The organism is Pseudomonas azotoformans (genome assembly GCF_900103345.1).
In the GTDB taxonomy this organism is placed as follows: domain Bacteria; phylum Pseudomonadota; class Gammaproteobacteria; order Pseudomonadales; family Pseudomonadaceae; genus Aquipseudomonas; species Aquipseudomonas azotoformans.
On record NZ_LT629702.1, the window covers coordinates 1789120 to 1806348 of the forward strand.

13 protein-coding genes are annotated in these 17229 nt (G+C 62.9%); 11 read left to right on the plus strand and 2 right to left on the minus strand.

The genetic code is table 11. From position 1 onward, the window contains the following. Positions 1–28 precede the first annotated feature (28 nt). The gene (locus BLR69_RS07575; protein WP_071493149.1) at positions 29–430 is read left to right on the plus strand and encodes a cupin domain-containing protein; all 402 of its coding nucleotides are present in this window, start codon (positions 29–31) and stop codon (positions 428–430) included. Between the two features lie 75 nt (positions 431–505). Here BLR69_RS07575 and BLR69_RS07580 read toward each other — a convergent pair whose 3' ends face one another. Continuing rightward, on the minus strand, positions 506–1135 hold the full coding sequence (locus BLR69_RS07580) for a DNA-3-methyladenine glycosylase I (protein ID WP_071493148.1): 630 nt from the start codon (positions 1133–1135) through the stop codon (positions 506–508). Between the two features lie 217 nt (positions 1136–1352). On the opposite strand from BLR69_RS07580, the gene BLR69_RS07585 reads away from it, so the two are divergent. The 3 genes from BLR69_RS07585 to BLR69_RS07595 all read left to right on the plus strand — a co-directional run bounded on the left by BLR69_RS07585 (position 1353) and on the right by BLR69_RS07595 (position 4256). Beyond that, positions 1353–2678 carry a C4-dicarboxylate transporter DctA gene (locus tag BLR69_RS07585; RefSeq protein ID WP_172832151.1) on the plus strand — a complete coding sequence of 442 codons (1326 nt, stop codon included), beginning with the start codon at positions 1353–1355 and terminating at the stop codon, positions 2676–2678. 172 nt (positions 2679–2850) lie between these two features. Continuing rightward, positions 2851–3552 carry a FadR/GntR family transcriptional regulator gene (locus BLR69_RS07590; protein WP_058424105.1) on the plus strand — a complete coding sequence of 234 codons (702 nt, stop codon included), beginning with the start codon at positions 2851–2853 and terminating at the stop codon, positions 3550–3552. A gap of 17 nt (positions 3553–3569) precedes the next feature. After that, positions 3570–4256, plus strand: a complete 687-nt coding sequence (locus BLR69_RS07595) for a GntR family transcriptional regulator (protein WP_071493147.1) — start codon at positions 3570–3572, stop codon at positions 4254–4256. A 152-nt stretch (positions 4257–4408) separates the two neighbouring features. On the opposite strand, the gene BLR69_RS07600 is transcribed toward BLR69_RS07595, so the two are convergent. Beyond that, a complete protein-coding gene (locus BLR69_RS07600) occupies positions 4409–9277 on the minus strand; it encodes an NAD-glutamate dehydrogenase (RefSeq protein ID WP_071493146.1) in 4869 nt (1622 codons plus the stop codon). A 492-nt stretch (positions 9278–9769) separates the two neighbouring features. Here BLR69_RS07600 and BLR69_RS07605 point away from each other — a divergent pair, with 492 nt between their 5' ends. The 7 genes from BLR69_RS07605 to BLR69_RS07635 all read left to right on the plus strand — a co-directional run bounded on the left by BLR69_RS07605 (position 9770) and on the right by BLR69_RS07635 (position 17225). Then, the gene (locus BLR69_RS07605; protein ID WP_071493145.1) at positions 9770–10123 is read left to right on the plus strand and encodes a hypothetical protein; all 354 of its coding nucleotides are present in this window, start codon (positions 9770–9772) and stop codon (positions 10121–10123) included. A 259-nt stretch (positions 10124–10382) separates the two neighbouring features. After that, positions 10383–11342, plus strand: coding sequence for an AAA family ATPase (locus tag BLR69_RS07610; protein WP_003174327.1), 960 nt, complete (start codon positions 10383–10385; stop codon positions 11340–11342). Positions 11343–11347: 5 nt separating this feature from the next. Further along, a complete protein-coding gene (locus tag BLR69_RS07615; RefSeq protein ID WP_071493144.1) occupies positions 11348–12280 on the plus strand; it encodes a DUF58 domain-containing protein in 933 nt (310 codons plus the stop codon). Beyond that, a complete protein-coding gene (locus BLR69_RS07620; protein ID WP_058424110.1) occupies positions 12277–12771 on the plus strand; it encodes a DUF4381 domain-containing protein in 495 nt (164 codons plus the stop codon). The genes BLR69_RS07615 and BLR69_RS07620 overlap by 4 nt, the downstream gene beginning before the upstream one ends. Then, complete coding sequence (locus BLR69_RS07625; RefSeq protein WP_071493143.1) at positions 12764–13852, plus strand: vWA domain-containing protein; 1089 nt, start codon at positions 12764–12766, stop codon at positions 13850–13852. The genes BLR69_RS07620 and BLR69_RS07625 overlap by 8 nt, the downstream gene beginning before the upstream one ends. Next, a complete protein-coding gene (locus tag BLR69_RS07630) occupies positions 13849–15588 on the plus strand; it encodes a tetratricopeptide repeat protein (protein WP_071493142.1) in 1740 nt (579 codons plus the stop codon). The genes BLR69_RS07625 and BLR69_RS07630 overlap by 4 nt, the downstream gene beginning before the upstream one ends. Then, positions 15585–17225, plus strand: a complete 1641-nt coding sequence (locus BLR69_RS07635; RefSeq protein ID WP_071493141.1) for a BatD family protein — start codon at positions 15585–15587, stop codon at positions 17223–17225. Before BLR69_RS07630 ends, BLR69_RS07635 begins: the two co-directional genes overlap by 4 nt. Positions 17226–17229 lie beyond the last annotated feature (4 nt).

Sequence of the window (17229 nt, forward strand, 5' to 3'; positions counted from 1 at the left end):
AGGTCTCGAACTACTCGGAAACTTCAGCATGAAACGATTGCTCGCCGCCTCCCTGATACTCGCTTCGCTCAGCGCCTTTGCTCATGAACCGGTGTACAACCAGGAGTCGATCAAGGTCCTGCAGGAGCACGCGCTGACCAATGTCCCGGGCAAGAAAACCCTCATGCTCACCGTCGACTATGCCCCCGGCCAGGCCACCGTGCCCCACAGCCACACGGGCACCGCCGTGGCCTACGTGCTGGAAGGCGCGATCACTTCACGGGTGAACGACGAGCCCGCAAAAACCTATAAGGTCGGCGAATCGTTCTACGAGCCGGCCGGTTCCCGGCACTTTGAATCGAGCAATGCCAGCCAGACCCAACCGGCCAAGCTGCTGGTGATGATGGTGCTGGATGACAAGGCCGAGGTGCTTACCCCCCTGCCCAAGTAACCCGCCACGCCACACATCAGGAAGGTGGGAGGAGGCTTGCCCCCTCCCACATTTTGGTTTGTATCGGTCAGTGACTCAGGGGCGCTGGAACTGGCGGCGCAGGTTTTGGATCCGCTCGCGGCAGGCGCAACCTTCGAGGTGATCATTGACCATGCCCATCGCCTGCATCAACGCATACATCGTGGTCGGCCCCACGAACGTCCAGCCGCGCTTCTTCAAGGCCTTGGACAAGCGCACTGAGGCCGGCGACGTGGGATTGCCCGTCCAGTAAGCCATGTCCACCACCGCCGGCCGTTCCTCCTCACCGGGTTCGAACGCCCACAACCAGCGCGCCAGCGACCCGGTCTCATCCACCAGTTCACACGCCCGGCGCGCATTGTTGATCGTGGACACGATCTTGGCCCGATTGCGCACGATGCCCGGGTCCTGCATCAAGCGCGCGATATCCGCCTCGCCGTACTGCGCCACCCTTCTGAAATCAAAGCCCTCGAACGCCACTCGAAACTGCTCGCGCTTGCGCAGAATGGTGATCCACGCCATGCCCGCCTGAAAGCCTTCCAGGCAGATCTTCTCGTACAACTGGATATCGTCCGCCACCGGCACGCCCCATTCGGCATCGTGGTAACGCGGGTATTCCGGCGCCGCCGTGCGCCAGCTGCAGTAGGTATGCCCGGTTTCGTCAGTGGTCAGTCCTGGTGTGTCCATCCATCACCTCATGTGCCGAGCAGCGGATGATAAGCGAAAAAATTTCCACCCCGCCAACCGCTCAAGCATCGCCCTTACCGACCAACTGGTCAGACCGGGACCTGTCAACCGCCAAATAATTGCTTGTGATTTCAAAAATACCGGGCGTAGACTGGCCCCGCACTGGACTTACCGGTAAGACCACAACAATTAAGCCCTGGAACCACCAGGGCACCGAATAGAGATCCCTCCCATGCTCAGATGGTGCTCGCGTTCGATTTTCCTGCAAGTCGTGATTGGCCTGATGCTCGGCATCGCCTGCGGCCTGGCCCTTCCCGAATTCTCCTCGCAACTCAAACCCCTGGGTGACGGCTTTATCAAGCTGATCAAAATGCTGATCGGCCTGATCGTGTTCTGCGTGGTGGTCAGTGGCATTTCCGGCGCCGGCGACTTGAAAAAAGTCGGGCGCATCGGCCTGAAGTCGGTGATCTACTTTGAGATCCTCACCACCGTCGCCCTGGTGATCGGTTTGGTCATGGCCTTCAGCACCGGCATCGGCCAAGGCGCCAATATCCACCTGGAACAGTTGTCGTCCGCTGGTTTGAATGAACTGGCCGACAAGGGCCAGCACATCCGTGGCACCAGCCAGTTCCTGATGGACCTGATTCCCAACTCGGTGATCGGTGCCTTTGCCGACAATAACGTGCTGCAAGTGCTGCTGTTCTCGGTGCTGTTCGGCAGCGCGCTGAACCTGGTGGGCGAAGCGGCGTCGGGCATCTCGCGGCTGATCAACGAACTGAGCCACATCATCTTCCGCATCATGGGCATGATCGTGCGCCTGGCGCCGATCGGTGTGTTCGGTGCAATCGCCTTCACCACCAGCACCTATGGCCTGGACTCCCTGCAACACCTGGGCAGCCTGGTGGGCCTGTTCTACCTGACCTGCTTTGCCTTCGTCGCACTGATCCTCGGCCTGGTGATGCGCCTGTCGGGCCTGCGCATGTTGCCGCTGCTCAAGTACCTGCGTGAAGAACTGCTGATCGTGATGGGCACCGCTTCCTCCGACGCCGTGCTGCCACAGATCATGCGCAAACTGGAACACCTGGGCATTGGCAGCTCCACCGTCGGCCTGGTGATTCCAACGGGGTATTCGTTCAACCTCGATGGCTTCTCGATCTACCTGACCCTGGCCATCGTGTTCATCGCCAACGCCACCGGTACCCCCCTGTCGATGACCGACCTGCTGACGATCCTGCTGGTGTCGCTGATCACCTCCAAAGGCGCCCACGGCATTCCGGGGTCGGCGCTGGTGATCCTGGCGGCGACCCTCACGGCGATCCCGGCGATTCCGGTGGTGGGCCTGGTGCTGGTGCTGGCGGTGGATTGGTTCATGGGTATCGGCCGTGCATTGACTAACCTGATCGGCAACTGCGTGGCCACCGTGGCCATTGCCCGCTGGGAGAAAGACATCGATATCCAGCGCGCCAATAAGGTGCTCGACGGTCAGCAAGGCTACGCCTTCCAGGCCAAGAAGCCGGTGTTGCCGGCGCATCAGGAATTCTAAGACATCTTCAAGGACGACACCGATCCAATGTGGGAGCGGGCTTGCTCGCGAATGCAGTGTGTCAGCCACTACATTTGCAGGCTGAACGAACGCTTTCGCGAGCAAGCCCGCTCCCACACTTTGATCGTCGTCAATTTGACCATCGTGTTCGCAACAATCAGGAGACAGTGAAGTGATCAGCACCTCAACCGTCGTCAATTCAGTCGTAGAAAAACTCCGCGCCGCCTTGGCGCGTGGTCAGTGGCGCCGGGGTGAAATGCTCCCCGGCCAGCGCGAACTGGCTGAACAAATGGGCATCAGCCGCCCCAGCCTGCGTGAAGCGGTCATCGTGCTGGAAACCCTCGGCCTGGTGCGCTCCATGCCCGGCAAAGGCGTGGTGGTGCTGGAAACCAGCGTCAGCGAGCCGCAGTCCAGCGATGCCGTGGCCGACGCCAGCCTGGAAGACATCCTGCAACTGCGCTACACCCTGGAGCCGTTCATTGTCGGCCTGGTGGCCCAGTCCATCAGCAGCAAGGAAGTCGGGCAACTGCGCCTGACCTTGATGGACATGCGCGAAGCCCTCGACGCCGGTGACGCCGAAGCCGGCATGAACGCCTACATCGGCTTTCACGAGGAACTGTTCGCCCTCACCTCCAACCCGATCTTCCAGAACGTGGTGCAGCAGACCAGCAATGCCCTCAAGCAAAGCGCCCAGGTGCTGCGCAACTCGCCCGAACACCTGGCCGAACGCCTGCAGGAAAACGAAGCCGTGGTGCGCGCCATCCGCAATAAGAACAGCGCCCTGGCGAGTGCCGAGATGCGTCGGCACATCCTGCAGGAAGGCCTGCGCATGGGCATTGCCCTGAACATCCCGGACGACCATCTCGGCAGCTGATTTTTTGGAGACAGGCCATGACCGCCCACGCCTTGCACTACGACCCCATCCTGCCGACCCTGCGCCTGGTCGCCGGTAAAAAGCCTTCGGTGGATGACATCTACCCGCGCTTGTTCGACGCCATCCTCGAACAACGCATCGCCCCGGCGAGCCGTTTTACCGAAGAAGGCCTGGGCGAAACGTTTGGCGTGAGCCGCAGCGTGATACGCCGGGTGCTGGCCAAGCTGTCCCATCAGCAAGTGATCATCCTGCGCCCCAACCAGCGTGCCCAGGTGGCCGCGCCGGATGCTCAGCAGACGCGACAGATCCTCGAAGCGCGGCGCATGACCGAAATCACGGTGGTGCAACTGGCTTGCGCCCAGGCGACAGCCACGCAGATACGTCAGTTGCGCGAACTGATTGCACGGGAACGTGATTGCATCGAACGCGATCAGCGTGGGCCGGCGATTCGGTTGTCGGGGGAGTTTCACCTGCATTTGGCGACGATGGCCGGTAATGCGCCGTTGGCGCAGTTCCTCAATAGCCTGGTGCCGTTGACGTCGTTGATCATTGCCCAGTACGAGGCAAAGGTCTGCACGTATTGCGCGTGGCAGGAGCATGTGGCGATTGTGGATGCCGTGGAGCAACGCGATTCAAACGCTGCCGTGGCCCTGATGAACCAGCACCTGGCTCACCTGGAAAGCAAATTACTGAAACACCACTGACCTCCTGATGAATGGAGATCAAAATGTGGGAGGGGCGGTGCGACGATTCGACTTGCCCCCGATGGCAGTGTGTCAGTCAGTGAAGATGTTGACTGATACACCGCCATCGGGGGCAAGCCCCCTCCCACATTGGTTTTTGCGTTACAGCTGAATCAAGCTGCCGGCAACACCGACTGCCCACTTAACGCCAGGTCCAGCAACTCACGGTTGGCTACCGCGTACATGGCGTAGTCCGTACCGACCGCCGCACGAATCTCCACCATCATCGCCACCCAACGATCGGCCATGTCCTTGTGCTGCTCAAGCCACAGGGCCACGCGGGCTTCCATGTCTTGTGGCGCGTCGGCCATTTGCAACACGGAAATGGTGATCGCACGTTGCTGCCAGTCCACATCGTCGCGGAACGCTTCGCGGGCCTGGGCCTGCCAGTTGTTGCCCACTGGCAGATCACTGATCTGCTGCAGGTACCACGGCAAGTCCAAGGCGCTGCCAACGGCAAAGTAGGCCTTGGCCACTTCGGCGGCGTCATGCCCGGTCACGTCAGCGGCTTCAATGATCGGCAGCAAGGTGTACAGGTGGGTCGTGCCGGCAACCATGCGCGCCAACAGTTCCGGTACGCCAGCTTCGGTGTAGGCCTGGTAGCGCTTCTGCCAGCCTTCACGGGTCGGGCCTTCCAGCAGTTCGTCGAGCTTGAGGCCCAACGCCGCCAGGTGCGGACCGAAGTGCGCGGTGTCACGGCCTGCGTCCTGCTCGTTGCGACGGCTGCGCAGGAACCAGCGCGTAGCGCGACGGCCCAGGCGCATCAGCTCGTCCATCAGCTCCAGTTGCACGTCGGCGGAGACCTGGTGGTCCAGGGCTTCAATCTGACGGAACCAGTGCGGGAGGTGGAAGATGTCACGCACGATCACATAGGCGCCGGCCACGTTCGCAGGGCTCATGCCGGTCGACTCTTTGAGTCGCTGCACGAAGGTGATGCCCATGTGGTTGACCAGGTCGTTGGCGATCTGGGTGCTGACGATCTCGCGCTTCAGACGGTGACGACGCATGGCCTCACCGAACTTGGCGACCAGGCTCGGCGGGAATGCGGTCTCCATGTCACGGGTCAGGTAATCGTCATCCGGCACCAGCGACTTGAGCAGCGCTTCCTTGAGGTCGATCTTGCTGTACGAGATCAGCACCGACAGTTCCGGCCGGGTCAGGCCCTTGCCGTTGGCGGCGCGCTCGGTGAGCTGCTCCTCGGTCGGCAGGTACTCGATAGCGCGGTCCAGCTTGCCACGGCCTTCCAGGTCGCTCATCAGGCGCTTGTACTCGGCGGCACGCTCGTAGGCACGGCGCGCCGCCAGGGACAGGGCCTGGGTCTGCTTGTAGTTGTTGCCCAACACCAGGCTGCCGACTTCGTCGGTCATGCTCGCCAGCAACTGGTTGCGTTGCTTGTCGGTCATGTCACCGGCCTGCACCACTTCGTTGAGCAGGATCTTGATGTTCACTTCGTGGTCGGAGCAGTCCACGCCACCGGCGTTGTCGATGAAGTCGGTGTTGGAACCGCCGCCATTGAGGCCGAATTCCACACGACCCAGCTGGGTCATGCCGAGGTTACCGCCCTCGCCCACCACCTTGCAGCGCAGCTCGTTGCCGTTGACGCGCAGCGCGTCGTTGGCCTTGTCGCCCACATCGGCATGGCTTTCGCTGCTGGCCTTGACGTAGGTGCCGATACCGCCGTTCCACAACAAGTCCACCGGCGCCTTGAGCAAGGCGTTCAGCAGTTCGGTCGGGGTCAGCTTGTCGGCCGAGATATCGAAGCGTTCTTTCATCTGTGGCGAGATGGCAATGCTCTTCGCGCTGCGCGAGAAGATACCGCCGCCTTCGGACATGATGCTGGTGTCGTAGTCGGTCCAGGCCGAACGTGGCAGCTCGAACATGCGCTGGCGCTCGACGAAGCTGGTCGCCGGGTTCGGGTTTGGATCGATGAAGATATGCAGGTGGTTGAAGGCCGCGACCAGTTGCAGCTTGTCGGACATCAACAGGCCGTTGCCGAACACGTCGCCGGCCATGTCGCCGACACCCACCACGGTGATGCTGTCTTCCTGCACATTGATGCCGCGCTCACGGAAGTGACGCTGCACGCCGACCCACGCGCCCTTGGCGGTGATGCCCATTTTCTTATGGTCATAACCGGCAGAACCACCGGAGGCGAACGCGTCACCCAGCCAGAAGCCGTAGTCGATGGCGATGCCGTTGGCGATGTCGGAGAAGGTCGCGGTGCCCTTGTCCGCCGCCACCACCAGGTACGGGTCATCGTCGTCATGGCGCACGACGTTGGCCGGTGGCACCAGGGCGCCATCCTTGAGGTTGTCGGTAATGTCCAACAGGCCGGAAATGAAGATGCGGTAGCAGGCGATGCCCTCGGCCGCGATCTCGTCACGGCTGCCGCCCAGTGGCAGGCGACGCGGCAGGAAGCCGCCCTTCGCACCCACTGGCACGATGACCGAGTTCTTCACTTGCTGGGCTTTCACCAGGCCAAGCACTTCGGTACGGAAGTCTTCTTCACGATCGGACCAGCGCAGGCCGCCGCGCGCGACGTTGCCGAAGCGCAGGTGCACGCCTTCGACCCGTGGCGAGTAGACGAAGATTTCGAACTTCGGCACTGGCTTGGGCAGCTCAGGGATCGCGTGCGGGTTGAACTTGAAGCTGAAGTACGACTTGTTCTGGCCGTTCGCGTCGGTCTGGTAGAAGTTGGTACGCAGGGTCGCCTTGATCAGGTCCAGGTAGCGACGCAGGATGCGGTCTTCGTTGAGCACCTGGACGTCGTCAAGGGCGGTGAGGATCGCTTGTTCCAGACGTTGCTGCTTGTCTTCCAGGTCCTCGCTGGTGAGCTTGCGCGCCAGGTAGAAACGGGTCTTGAACAACCGGGTCAACTCGCGGGCGATGTCGGTGTGGTTATTCAGGGTGCTGGCGATGTAACCCAGGTCGAAGCCCAGGCGAATCTGCTTGAGGTAACGGGCGTAGGCACGCAGCAGCGCGACGTCGCGCCATGGCAGGCCGGCGGTGAGTACCAGGCGGTTGAACGCATCGTTCTCGGCGTCGCCATGCACGATGTGCACGAACGCGTCCTGCAGGGTGTCGTTGAGCTGCTGGATGTCCAGGTTCACGCCTTCGGCAGCGATGAACGCGAAGTCATGGATCCAGAACTCACGGCCATTGGCGTGACGCAGGCGGTACGGGAACTCGCCCAGCACACGCAGGCCGAGGTTTTCCAGGATCGGCAGCACGTCGGACAGCGCCAACGGGGTGTCGGCGTGGTAAAGCTTACAATGCAGCTCGCGCTGGCCGGAAACCTGGCCCAGCGGCTGGTAGAAGCTCATCACCAGCGGGTTGGCTTCGGTGAGGCTGAGCAAGTGCTGCATGTCGACCACCGCCGAATGCGCGGCAAAGCGCTCGCGGTAACCGGCCGGGAAGCCTTTCGGGAAGTCCGCCAGCACGTTGGTGCCATGGGCTTCGCCGAAGCTTTCGACGACGAGGCTGGAGTAGTCGTCCTGCCAGCTGCGGCAGGCCTGCACCACTTCTTTTTCCAGTTGCAGCGGGTCGATGTCCAGGCGGTTCTTCGGGTCAACCCGCAGGATCAGCTGTACACGAGCCAGCACGGACTCGGAGAAGAAGGTCCAGAACTCGCAGTCCGAGGCCTTCAGGCGATCCATCAATACTTGCTGGATCTTCTGGCGCACTTCGGTGGAATAGATGTCGCGTGGCACGTAGGCCAGGCAGTAGCAGAAACGACCGTACGGGTCTTTGCGCAGGAACACGCGGATCTTGTTGCGCTCCTGGATCTGCACGATCGACATCACGGTGCTGAACAGCTCGTCGACCGGGGTCTGGAACAGGTCGTCACGGGGCAGCACTTCAACGACTTGCGCCAGCTCCTTGCCCAGGTGCGCCTTGGGCTGGAAGCCTGAGCGGCGCTCGATTTCCGCGACCTTGCGGCGGATATACGGAATCACCCGTACGCTTTCGCCGTACACCGACGAGGTGTACAGGCCCATGAAACGGTGCTCCTTGATGACCTTGCCGTCGGCGTCGATTTCACGGATCGACACGTAGTCCGGGTAGGCTGGACGGTGCACGCGGCTTGGGTGCGCGGCCTTGGCGAACGACAGCATGGTCGGTTCACGCAGGTAGGCGACGGCATAGTCTTCGATACGCAGGTCATCAGCGGTAAGGCCGGCACGCAGCAGCTTGGTCAGACCGAGGAACGAACCCGCGTCATATTCGATATGACCGCCGTCCGCCTCGTCACGTACCACGAACTCTTCATAGCCGAGGAAGGTGAAGTGGTTGCCCACCAGCCATTCCAGGAAGTTCTTGATCTCGGCTTTTTCTTCGCCGTCTATAGCGAACTGGCTGGCGTCGATACCGGCCAGCAGGTCCTGGACCTTGGCTTTCATCGGCTCGAAATCGGCCACGGCCACACGCACTTCACCCAACACCTGCTCAAGCTCTTTGCTCAGCACGTTCAGTTCGGCGGCGTTGGCGCAACGGTCGATTTCCAGGTACATCAGCGATTCTTGCTGGATGCCTTCGCCCTGGGTGCCTTTTGGCAGGATTTCCAGCAACTCGCCCTTGGCGCCACGGCGTACGCTGAGCACGGTGGTCTGCAGGGTGTGGATGCTGTAGCCACGGCGGTTCAGCTCGGTGCGGACCGAGTCCACCAGGAAGGGCAGGTCATGGTGCAGCACTTCGACCGCGGTGTGGGTCGACTGCCAGCCATGACGTTCGTAATCGGGGTTGTAGACCCGCACTTGCGGTTGGGTGTGGTCAAAGCGCTCAAGCAGGCGCCACGCAGAGAGGGTACAACCGGCCAGGTCGGAAAGGCGACGCTGGGTCAGTTCGTCCAGGGAAATGATGCCGAAGAATTGTTCAGCGAACAGCGCCACTTGTGGCAGTGCCTGTTCACTGATGTGCTGCGCCAGTGCCGCTTGCAGTTGATGCTGGAAGTCGGCCTTGCTGGCTGCGGTGAAAAACGCCATCTGTGGTACTCCGCTTGGGCTTGTTATTGATGGAAGCGTCGCGTGTTATCCCCTTGCGGGGAGACCGTCAGCGCTGTTCGCTGGGTGACGAGTAAAGCACCATAAACGAATCAGGGTGACAGGTGGGTGAAGCTGGACAAGACAATGAGGTCACATACAACGTCCATAAGATATGCACCTCGCCGGGTGACGGTACGACGGGCAGGTCAGGCGCCAGGCTCGTGCACATCCGTTGCGCAGCTTAACGAGTGTAGGAAGCCAGCTGCTTGCGACGCTGCGACATATTCGGTCATCGGTAAGCAGGCGTAGGGTTGCGACTTGGGCAACCCTTCATTCCCGGCAGAAAATCCGGCTACTTCCACGCCAGCGAGTATCAGAAATGACCGATATTGCCCGTCAGGTCATGCACTGGGTCTGACACAGGAAGCAGCACAAAATTCGCCGCAATGGCACAATTGCCCGCATTACGCCCTACCCCAGACAGGATTGCCCATGCTGCAACTGAAAACCGACGCCCTGATGGCCACGCCGTGCGACGACGAAGAAGACAACATGGCCATGCTCTGCTGCCACGGCAAGAACGGTGAGATGTTCATGCTCACCCGTTACCCGGACGAAGACGAAGTGGAGCTGACCTGGGACTATGAGCCATCGACGCTGGATGGGCTGAAGGTCACGCTCGGTGATACGACACTGCTGGTCGAATTGGCTGCCGGGGATGCCGATGCCCTGGGTGGCAAGGACCAGCTGGAGATTACCCACGCCACCGCTGCGTCGGACCTGGCCGAAGTCGAGCAAACCCTGCAAAACATCCTGAAAGGCACCGGCACTTTCACCCGAATTTAAGCGGCACCCACAATCAAATGTGGGAGGGGGCTTGCCCCCGATAGCGGCGTGTCAGCCCCGGATGCAGCCACTGACCCACTGCTATCGGCGGCAAGCCCCCTCCCACATCGACCGTGTTCCCACACAAATTTCCTACAAGATTTGCCAAAAATACCCGTCACGCCGTTAGTCGCCACCCCCCTCCATGCATTAAAGTAGACGCCCCAGGCCTTGGCATTTTTCACAACCCCAAGGCTCATCTCTCCAGGAACCGTCATCGATGGAACATCGTGAAGCGCTGCTTGCGCTGCGAACCTTTCTTTCTACGCAGATTCTCGGCCAGGAAAAACTCATCGATCGCCTGTTGATCGCACTGCTCGCCGACGGCCACATGCTGGTGGAAGGCGCGCCGGGCCTGGCCAAGACCAAGGCCATCAAAGAGTTGGCCGAAGGCATTGAAGCGCAGTTCCATCGTATCCAGTTCACTCCCGACCTATTACCCGCCGACATCACCGGCACCGAGATCTATCGCCCGGAAACCGGCAGCTTTGTGTTCCAGCAAGGCCCGATCTTCCACAACCTGGTGCTGGCGGACGAAATCAACCGCGCCCCGGCCAAGGTGCAATCGGCACTGCTGGAGGCCATGGCCGAGCGCCAGGTCAGCGTCGGGCGTAGCACCTATGACCTGTCGCCGCTGTTCCTGGTGATGGCCACGCAAAACCCCATCGAGCAGGAAGGCACCTACCCGCTGCCTGAAGCCCAGCTCGACCGCTTCCTGATGCACGTCAAGATCGGCTTCCCCGACGCCGCCGTCGAGCGACGCATCCTGCAACAGGCCCGTGGCGAAGCACTCAACGGCGAAACCAAGCCGGAACGCCGCGTCAGCCAGCAGGCGATCTTCGCCGCCCGCAAGGAAATCCTAGGCCTGTACATGGCCGATGCGGTGGAGGAATACCTGGTGCAGTTGGTGATGGCCACGCGCACCCCAGCCAAGTTCGACCCGGAGATGGCCGAGTGGATCGCCTACGGCGCCAGCCCACGCGGCTCCATCGCCCTCGACCGCTGCGCCCGTGCCCATGCCTGGCTGGCCGGTCGCGACTTTGTCAGCCCGGAAGACATCCAGGCGGTGCTGTTCGACGTGCTGCGCCATCGCATCATCCTGTCGTTCGAAGCCGAAGCCGCCGGCATCGACCAGGACCGCGTGGTGCAACGCATTCTCGACGTCGTTGCCGTCGCTTGAAACCCATGAACGCAGGCGATGGCATCCGCGTCACGCTCAGCGAGTTGATCGAGATGCGCCATCGCGTGCGCGAAGTGCAGCTGTTTTCCACCCCAAGCCAGCGCAGCCCGCTGATCGGCCTGCACCACTCCAAACTGCGCGGACGCGGTGTGGACTTCGACCAGGTGCGCGTGTACCAGGCCGGGGACGATGTGCGCACCATCGACTGGCGCGTGACGGCGCGCACCCAGGAGCCGCACACCAAGCTGTTCCATGAAGAGCGCGAGCGGCCGATCTTCATCATGGTGGAACAAAGCTGCCGGCTGTTTTTCGGCTCCGGGCAGATGTTCAAGTCGGTGCTCGCAGCGCAGGCAGCCAGCCTGATCGGCTGGGCCGCACTGGGCCACAACGACCGCGTGGGCGGGCTGGTGTTCGGCGACAGCGAGCACTACGAAATCAAACCCCGGCGCAGCAAGCAAAGCCTGCTGCAATTGCTCAACCGCCTGGTGCGGGTCAACCAGAGCCTGAATACCGAGAGCCGCCCCGAAGCCGACGCCCTCGGCATGGCCCTGCGCCGTGGCCGCGAAGTGTTGCGCCCCGGCAGCCTGGTGATTGTGATCTGCGACGAACGTGCGCTGACCGAGGGCGCCGAGCAACAACTGAGCCTGCTGTCACGCCACTGCGACCTGTTGCTGCTGCCGATCTCCGACCCGCTGGACCACGCCCTGCCCGCCGCCGGGCTGCTGCGCTTCGCCGAACGTGGCGCGCAGTTGGAACTGGATACGCTCAACTTCGACCTGCGCCAGGCCTACAAGGCCCAGGCCGAGGCGCGCATTGCGCGCTGGGAACTGCTCGCGCAGAAACTGCGCGTGCTGTTAATGCCCTTGAGCACCCAAAGCGAAATGGTCGAGCAATTGCGCGAATACCTCAACCCGCAACGCCCGGTTAAAAAACCATGAGCAGCCTGGACCAACTGCAACCGCTGATCGCCCCGCCCGCTATCGGCTTCTGGCCGCCTGCGCCGGGTTGGTGGCTGTTGCTGCTGGTGATCCCGCTGCTCGGTTGGGGCCTGTGGTCCCTGCGCCGTTTCCTGCCGGCCCGCCGCCCCGTGGCGCGCGCCGAACAACCGCTGGACCCTCTGCGCATCGCCGCCCTGGCAGAGCTTGCGTTAATGCCCAAGCCTTACGATGGCGCGCCCGCCGGTGCCTGGTTGCAACAGCTCAATGGTCTGCTCAAGCGCCTGTGCCGCAACGACTACCCCTACAGCCAGAGCCACACCCTCAACGGCCGCAAATGGCTGGCGTTCCTCGACAACCGCTGCCCCGCCGCCGGCCTCACGCGCTGGATGGTGCTGGTGGAGGGCGCCTACAAACCCGAATGCAAACTCGACGACAAGGCCATCGCCGGCCTGACTCAAGCGGTCGATACCTGGATTCGCAAACATGTTTGAGTTCGCCTGGCCGTGGATCTTTGCCCTGTTGCCATTGCCCTGGCTGATGCGCCTGGTGCTGCCCGCCGCCGACAGCGGCGAGCCCGCCCTGAAAGTCAGCTACCTCAGCGACCTCGAAGGCCTGGCCCGCCGCCGCGCCCGCGTCAACCTGCCAGGCTGGCGCCAGCAAGCGCCGTTCGTGGTGCTGTGGTTATTGCTGTTGACCGCCGCCGCACGCCCGGAATGGCTCGGTGAACCGCTGCCCATCGCCGCAAGTGGCCGCGACCTGCTGGTGGCGGTGGACGTGTCCGGCTCGATGGATTTTCCCGATATGAACTGGCAGGACGAAGACGTGAGTCGCTTGAGCCTGGTCAAGCACCTGCTCGGCGATTTCCTTGAGGGCCGCGAGGGTGATCGCGTCGGCCTGATCCTGTTCGGCAGCCAGGCTTATCTGCAAGCGCCCCTGACGTTCGACCGCCGCACCGTGCGCAACTGGCTGGATGAAGCACGCATCGGCATTGCCGGCAAGAACACCGCGATTGGCGATGCCATCGGCCTGGCCCTGAAACGCCTGCGCCAGCGTCCGGCGCAGAGCCGCGTGCTGATCCTGGTCACCGACGGCGCCAACAATGCCGGGCAGATCGACCCGCTGACCGCTGCGCGCCTGGCGGCCGAAGAAGGCGTGAAGATCTACCCGATCGGCATCGGCGCCGATCCGGAACAGACCGGTTCCCTGGGCATCCTCGGCGTCAACCCGAGCCTGGACCTCGACGAACCGGCGCTCAAGGCCATCGCCGAAGCCACCCACGGCCAGTACTTCCGCGCGCGCGATGGCGAGGAGTTGCAAGCGATCAAGCAAACCCTCGACAAGCTCGAACCCGTCGAACAACAACCCACCCAGGCACGCCCCGCCCTGGCCTTGTACAGCGCGCCGCTGGCCCTCGCGCTGGTGCTGAGCATGTTGCTGGTGATTCAGGAACGTTGGCCGAACAACGTGCTGCAACGCTGGTTCAATAAACTGTCGAGCAAGGGCATGTTCCTGCAGCAACACCCCGAATGGCGCCAGCGCCTTAAACGCCTGCGTTTGCGGAGGCGTCGATGATCGACCTATGGCCGCACTGGTTCCGTCCCTGGTGGCTGTTGCTGCTGCCGTTGCTCGGCTGGCTGCTGTGGCACCTGTGGCACCGGCAAAAGCGTGCCGGGCGCTGGCAGATGATCTTGCCGCCGGCCTTCCACGCGGTATTGCTCAGTGGTGGCAACGGCCGCGAGAGTAAATCGCCGTGGGTGGTGCTCGGCATCGCGTGGCTGTTGGCGGTGCTGGCGTTGCTCGGCCCCAGTTGGCAAAGGGTTGAACAGTCCAGCCAGAAGCCGTCCGACCCGTTGGTGGTACTGCTGGAACTGACCCCGGAAATGCTCGCCACCGACAGCCCGCCCAACCGCCTGGAGCAGGCACGGCGCAAACTGTACGACCTGTTGCAGGCGCGCACCGACGCGCAAACCGCCATCATCGTCTACGCGGGCAGCGCCCACACGCTGGTGCCGCTGTCGGACGACCTGGCCACCAGCCGCAATCTGCTGGAAGCCTTGCGCCCCTCGATCATGCCCGAACCGGGCCACCGCGCCGACCTGGCCGTCGAGAAGGCGCTGGGCCTGCTCAAGCAAGGCGGCCTCGGCCAGGGGCGCCTGTTGTTGATCGGTTCTTCGTTGTCCAAACAGGAGCGCCAGGGCATCCGCCTGCTGCTGCAAAGCGGCCAGGCGCCGAGCTTGTCGATCCTCGGCATCGGCAGCCGCGAGGGCACGCCGGTGACCCAGGAAAGCGGCGAGTTCCTCAAGGACGAACAAGGCGCGATCCTGGTGCCGCGCCTGGACAGCCCGACCCTCAAGGCCTTCGCCAGTGAAATGGGCGGCCGCTACCGCGCTGCGCGGCTGGACGACAAGGACCTGCGCCAGCTCGGCGTGCTCGACCCACCGCAAGCCCTGCGCAACGATGGCCAGTTGCTGCACCTCGACACCTGGGCCGACCAGGGTTACTGGCTGCTCCTGCCGCTGTTGCTGCTGGCCGCCTGCGCTGGCCGGCGTGGCTGGCTGTTCTGCCTGCCGCTGCTGTTGTTGAGCGCGCCGCAGCCCAGCTATGCGTTCGGCTTGCAGGACTTGTGGTTGCGCCCCGACCAACAAGGCCAGTATCTGCTGAAGAAAAAGCGCCCCGCCGAAGCCGCCGAACACTTCCAGGACCCGCAGTGGAAGGGCGTGGCGCTTTACGAAGCCGGCAACTATGCCGAGGCCATCAAGCTGTTCGCCGAAGGCAATGACGCCTACTCCCACTACAATCGGGGCAATGCCCTGGCAAAATCCGGTGAACTGGAAGCCGCTATCGACGCCTACGAGCAAGCCCTCGAAGCCCAGCCCGATCTGCAACCGGCACTGAAAAACAAAGCGCTGGTGGAAACCCTTATGCAGGAACAGGCCCAACCGGAGCCCGCACCTACGGCAAAAAACGAGGATGACGAAACCACCCAACCCGGCCAAACTGCGCAACCGGGCGCCACCGGGCAAAATGCCACGGGCGGCGAACAGTCATCCCAAGGCCAGGGCGAAGCCGGCACTGGCGACACCCAGCCCGGCAACACGCCGCAAACCGCGGGCAATGAAGTGCCGGGCAGCGAACTGGGCGACGAACAGACCACTACCCCGCCGCTGCGGCCCAACGATGCCAGCCTTGACGGTGAACATCGCCAGGCCCTGGAGCAATGGCTGCAGGAGATCCCGGACAACCCCGGCGAACTGCTGCGCCGCAAATTCTGGTACGAACAGCAACAACATCAGGACAAGACTCGATGAGCCGCCGCACCGCCCTACTGCTTCTGCTCGCCCTGTCGGCAGGCCACGCCCAGGCGGCGAGCCTGGTCGCCAGCGTCGACCGCAGCCGCGTCAACTCCGGGGAAACGGTGGAACTCACGGTGGAATCCAGCGACGTGACCCAGTTCGGCAAGCCCGACCTGTCGCCGCTGGATGCGCAGTTCGAAGTCAGCGGCACGCGGCAGATCAACCAACTCACCACGCTGGGCGGCGACAACCACGCCACCACGCGCTGGATCATCACCCTGCTGCCCCGGGAAAACGGCACGGTGGTCATCCCGCCCCTGCAAGTGGGCGAACACAAGACCCAGCCGATCAGCCTGCAAGTGGTAGAAACCGCCAGCCAGAACACCGCTGCCGAGTTGGCGCCGGTGTTTGTCGAGGCCAACCTCGACCAGACCAGCGTCTACGTCCAGGCCCAGGCGCTGTTGACCGTGCGGGTCTACCACTCGGTGTCGCTGTATGACGACAGCAGCCTCACGCCGTTGCAGATTGCCGATGCGCGTGTGGAACAGCTGGGCGAGTCACGTACCTACGAAAAGGTCATCAACAGCATCCGCCACGGCGTGATCGAGACCCGCTACGCAATCTACCCGCAGCACAGCGGCACGTTGGCAATCCCTGCGCAGACCTTCAGCGCGACGCTGGTGGAATCGCGCCCACCCCAGGAAAACACCCTGCAAGGCACCAAGCCGGGCAAGTTGATCCACGTGAGTTCCGCAGAGCTGCCGCTGGTGGTCAAACCCAAACCGGCGCTGTACCCAGCCGATACGCCGTGGTTGCCGGCACGCAGCCTGACCCTGAGCGAAAACTGGAACCCCGAACCCGAGCACGTGCAAGTCGGCGACTCCCTGACCCGCAGCCTCACGGTCAAGGCCGAGGGTCTGTCCAGCGCGCAACTGCCGGCGCTGCCCAGCACCGAGGTCAACGGCCTGCGCCGCTACCCGGACCAGCCGGTGCTCGGCAACCAGACCAGCGACCGTGGCCTGATCGGCAGCCGCGAAGACCGCGAGGCGCTAGTGCCCACCCGCGCAGGCAACCTGGAACTGCCCGCCGTGGACGTGGTGTGGTGGAACACCCACGAAGACCACCTGGAGCGCACCAGCCTGCCCGCCCGCACCGTACAGGTTGCGATCAACCCGAGCCTGGCCGTGGATACTCCCGCCACACCGACGGTGATCACCGCGCCGGACGATGAACGCCTGTGGCTGTGGCAACTGAGCACATTGATCCTGGCCTGCACCACCCTGCTGGGGTTTGGCCTGTGGTGGCGCGCACGTCGGCAACCGGCCGTGCAGCGCGCCGCACAAACCGGCCCGAGCCCGCGCACCCTGCTCGACGACCTTAAACGCGCCACCCAGGCCAACGACCCACAAGCCACCCGCCAGGCCCTCGACGCCTGGGCGCGGCAACAGCCGGAAACCCTGGCCGATATGGCGGCGCGGTTTGTGCCACTGTCGGACGCGTTGGACGGCTTGAATGGTGCGCTGTACAGCGAGAGCGGGCATTTCTGGTTGGGTGAAGACCTGTGGCGTGCAGTGAAGGCGATTCCCATGGCTGAGCGTGAGGTGGATCCGACGGCGGATACCACCAGCTTGCCGCCGCTGTATCCCAAGTAGCCAA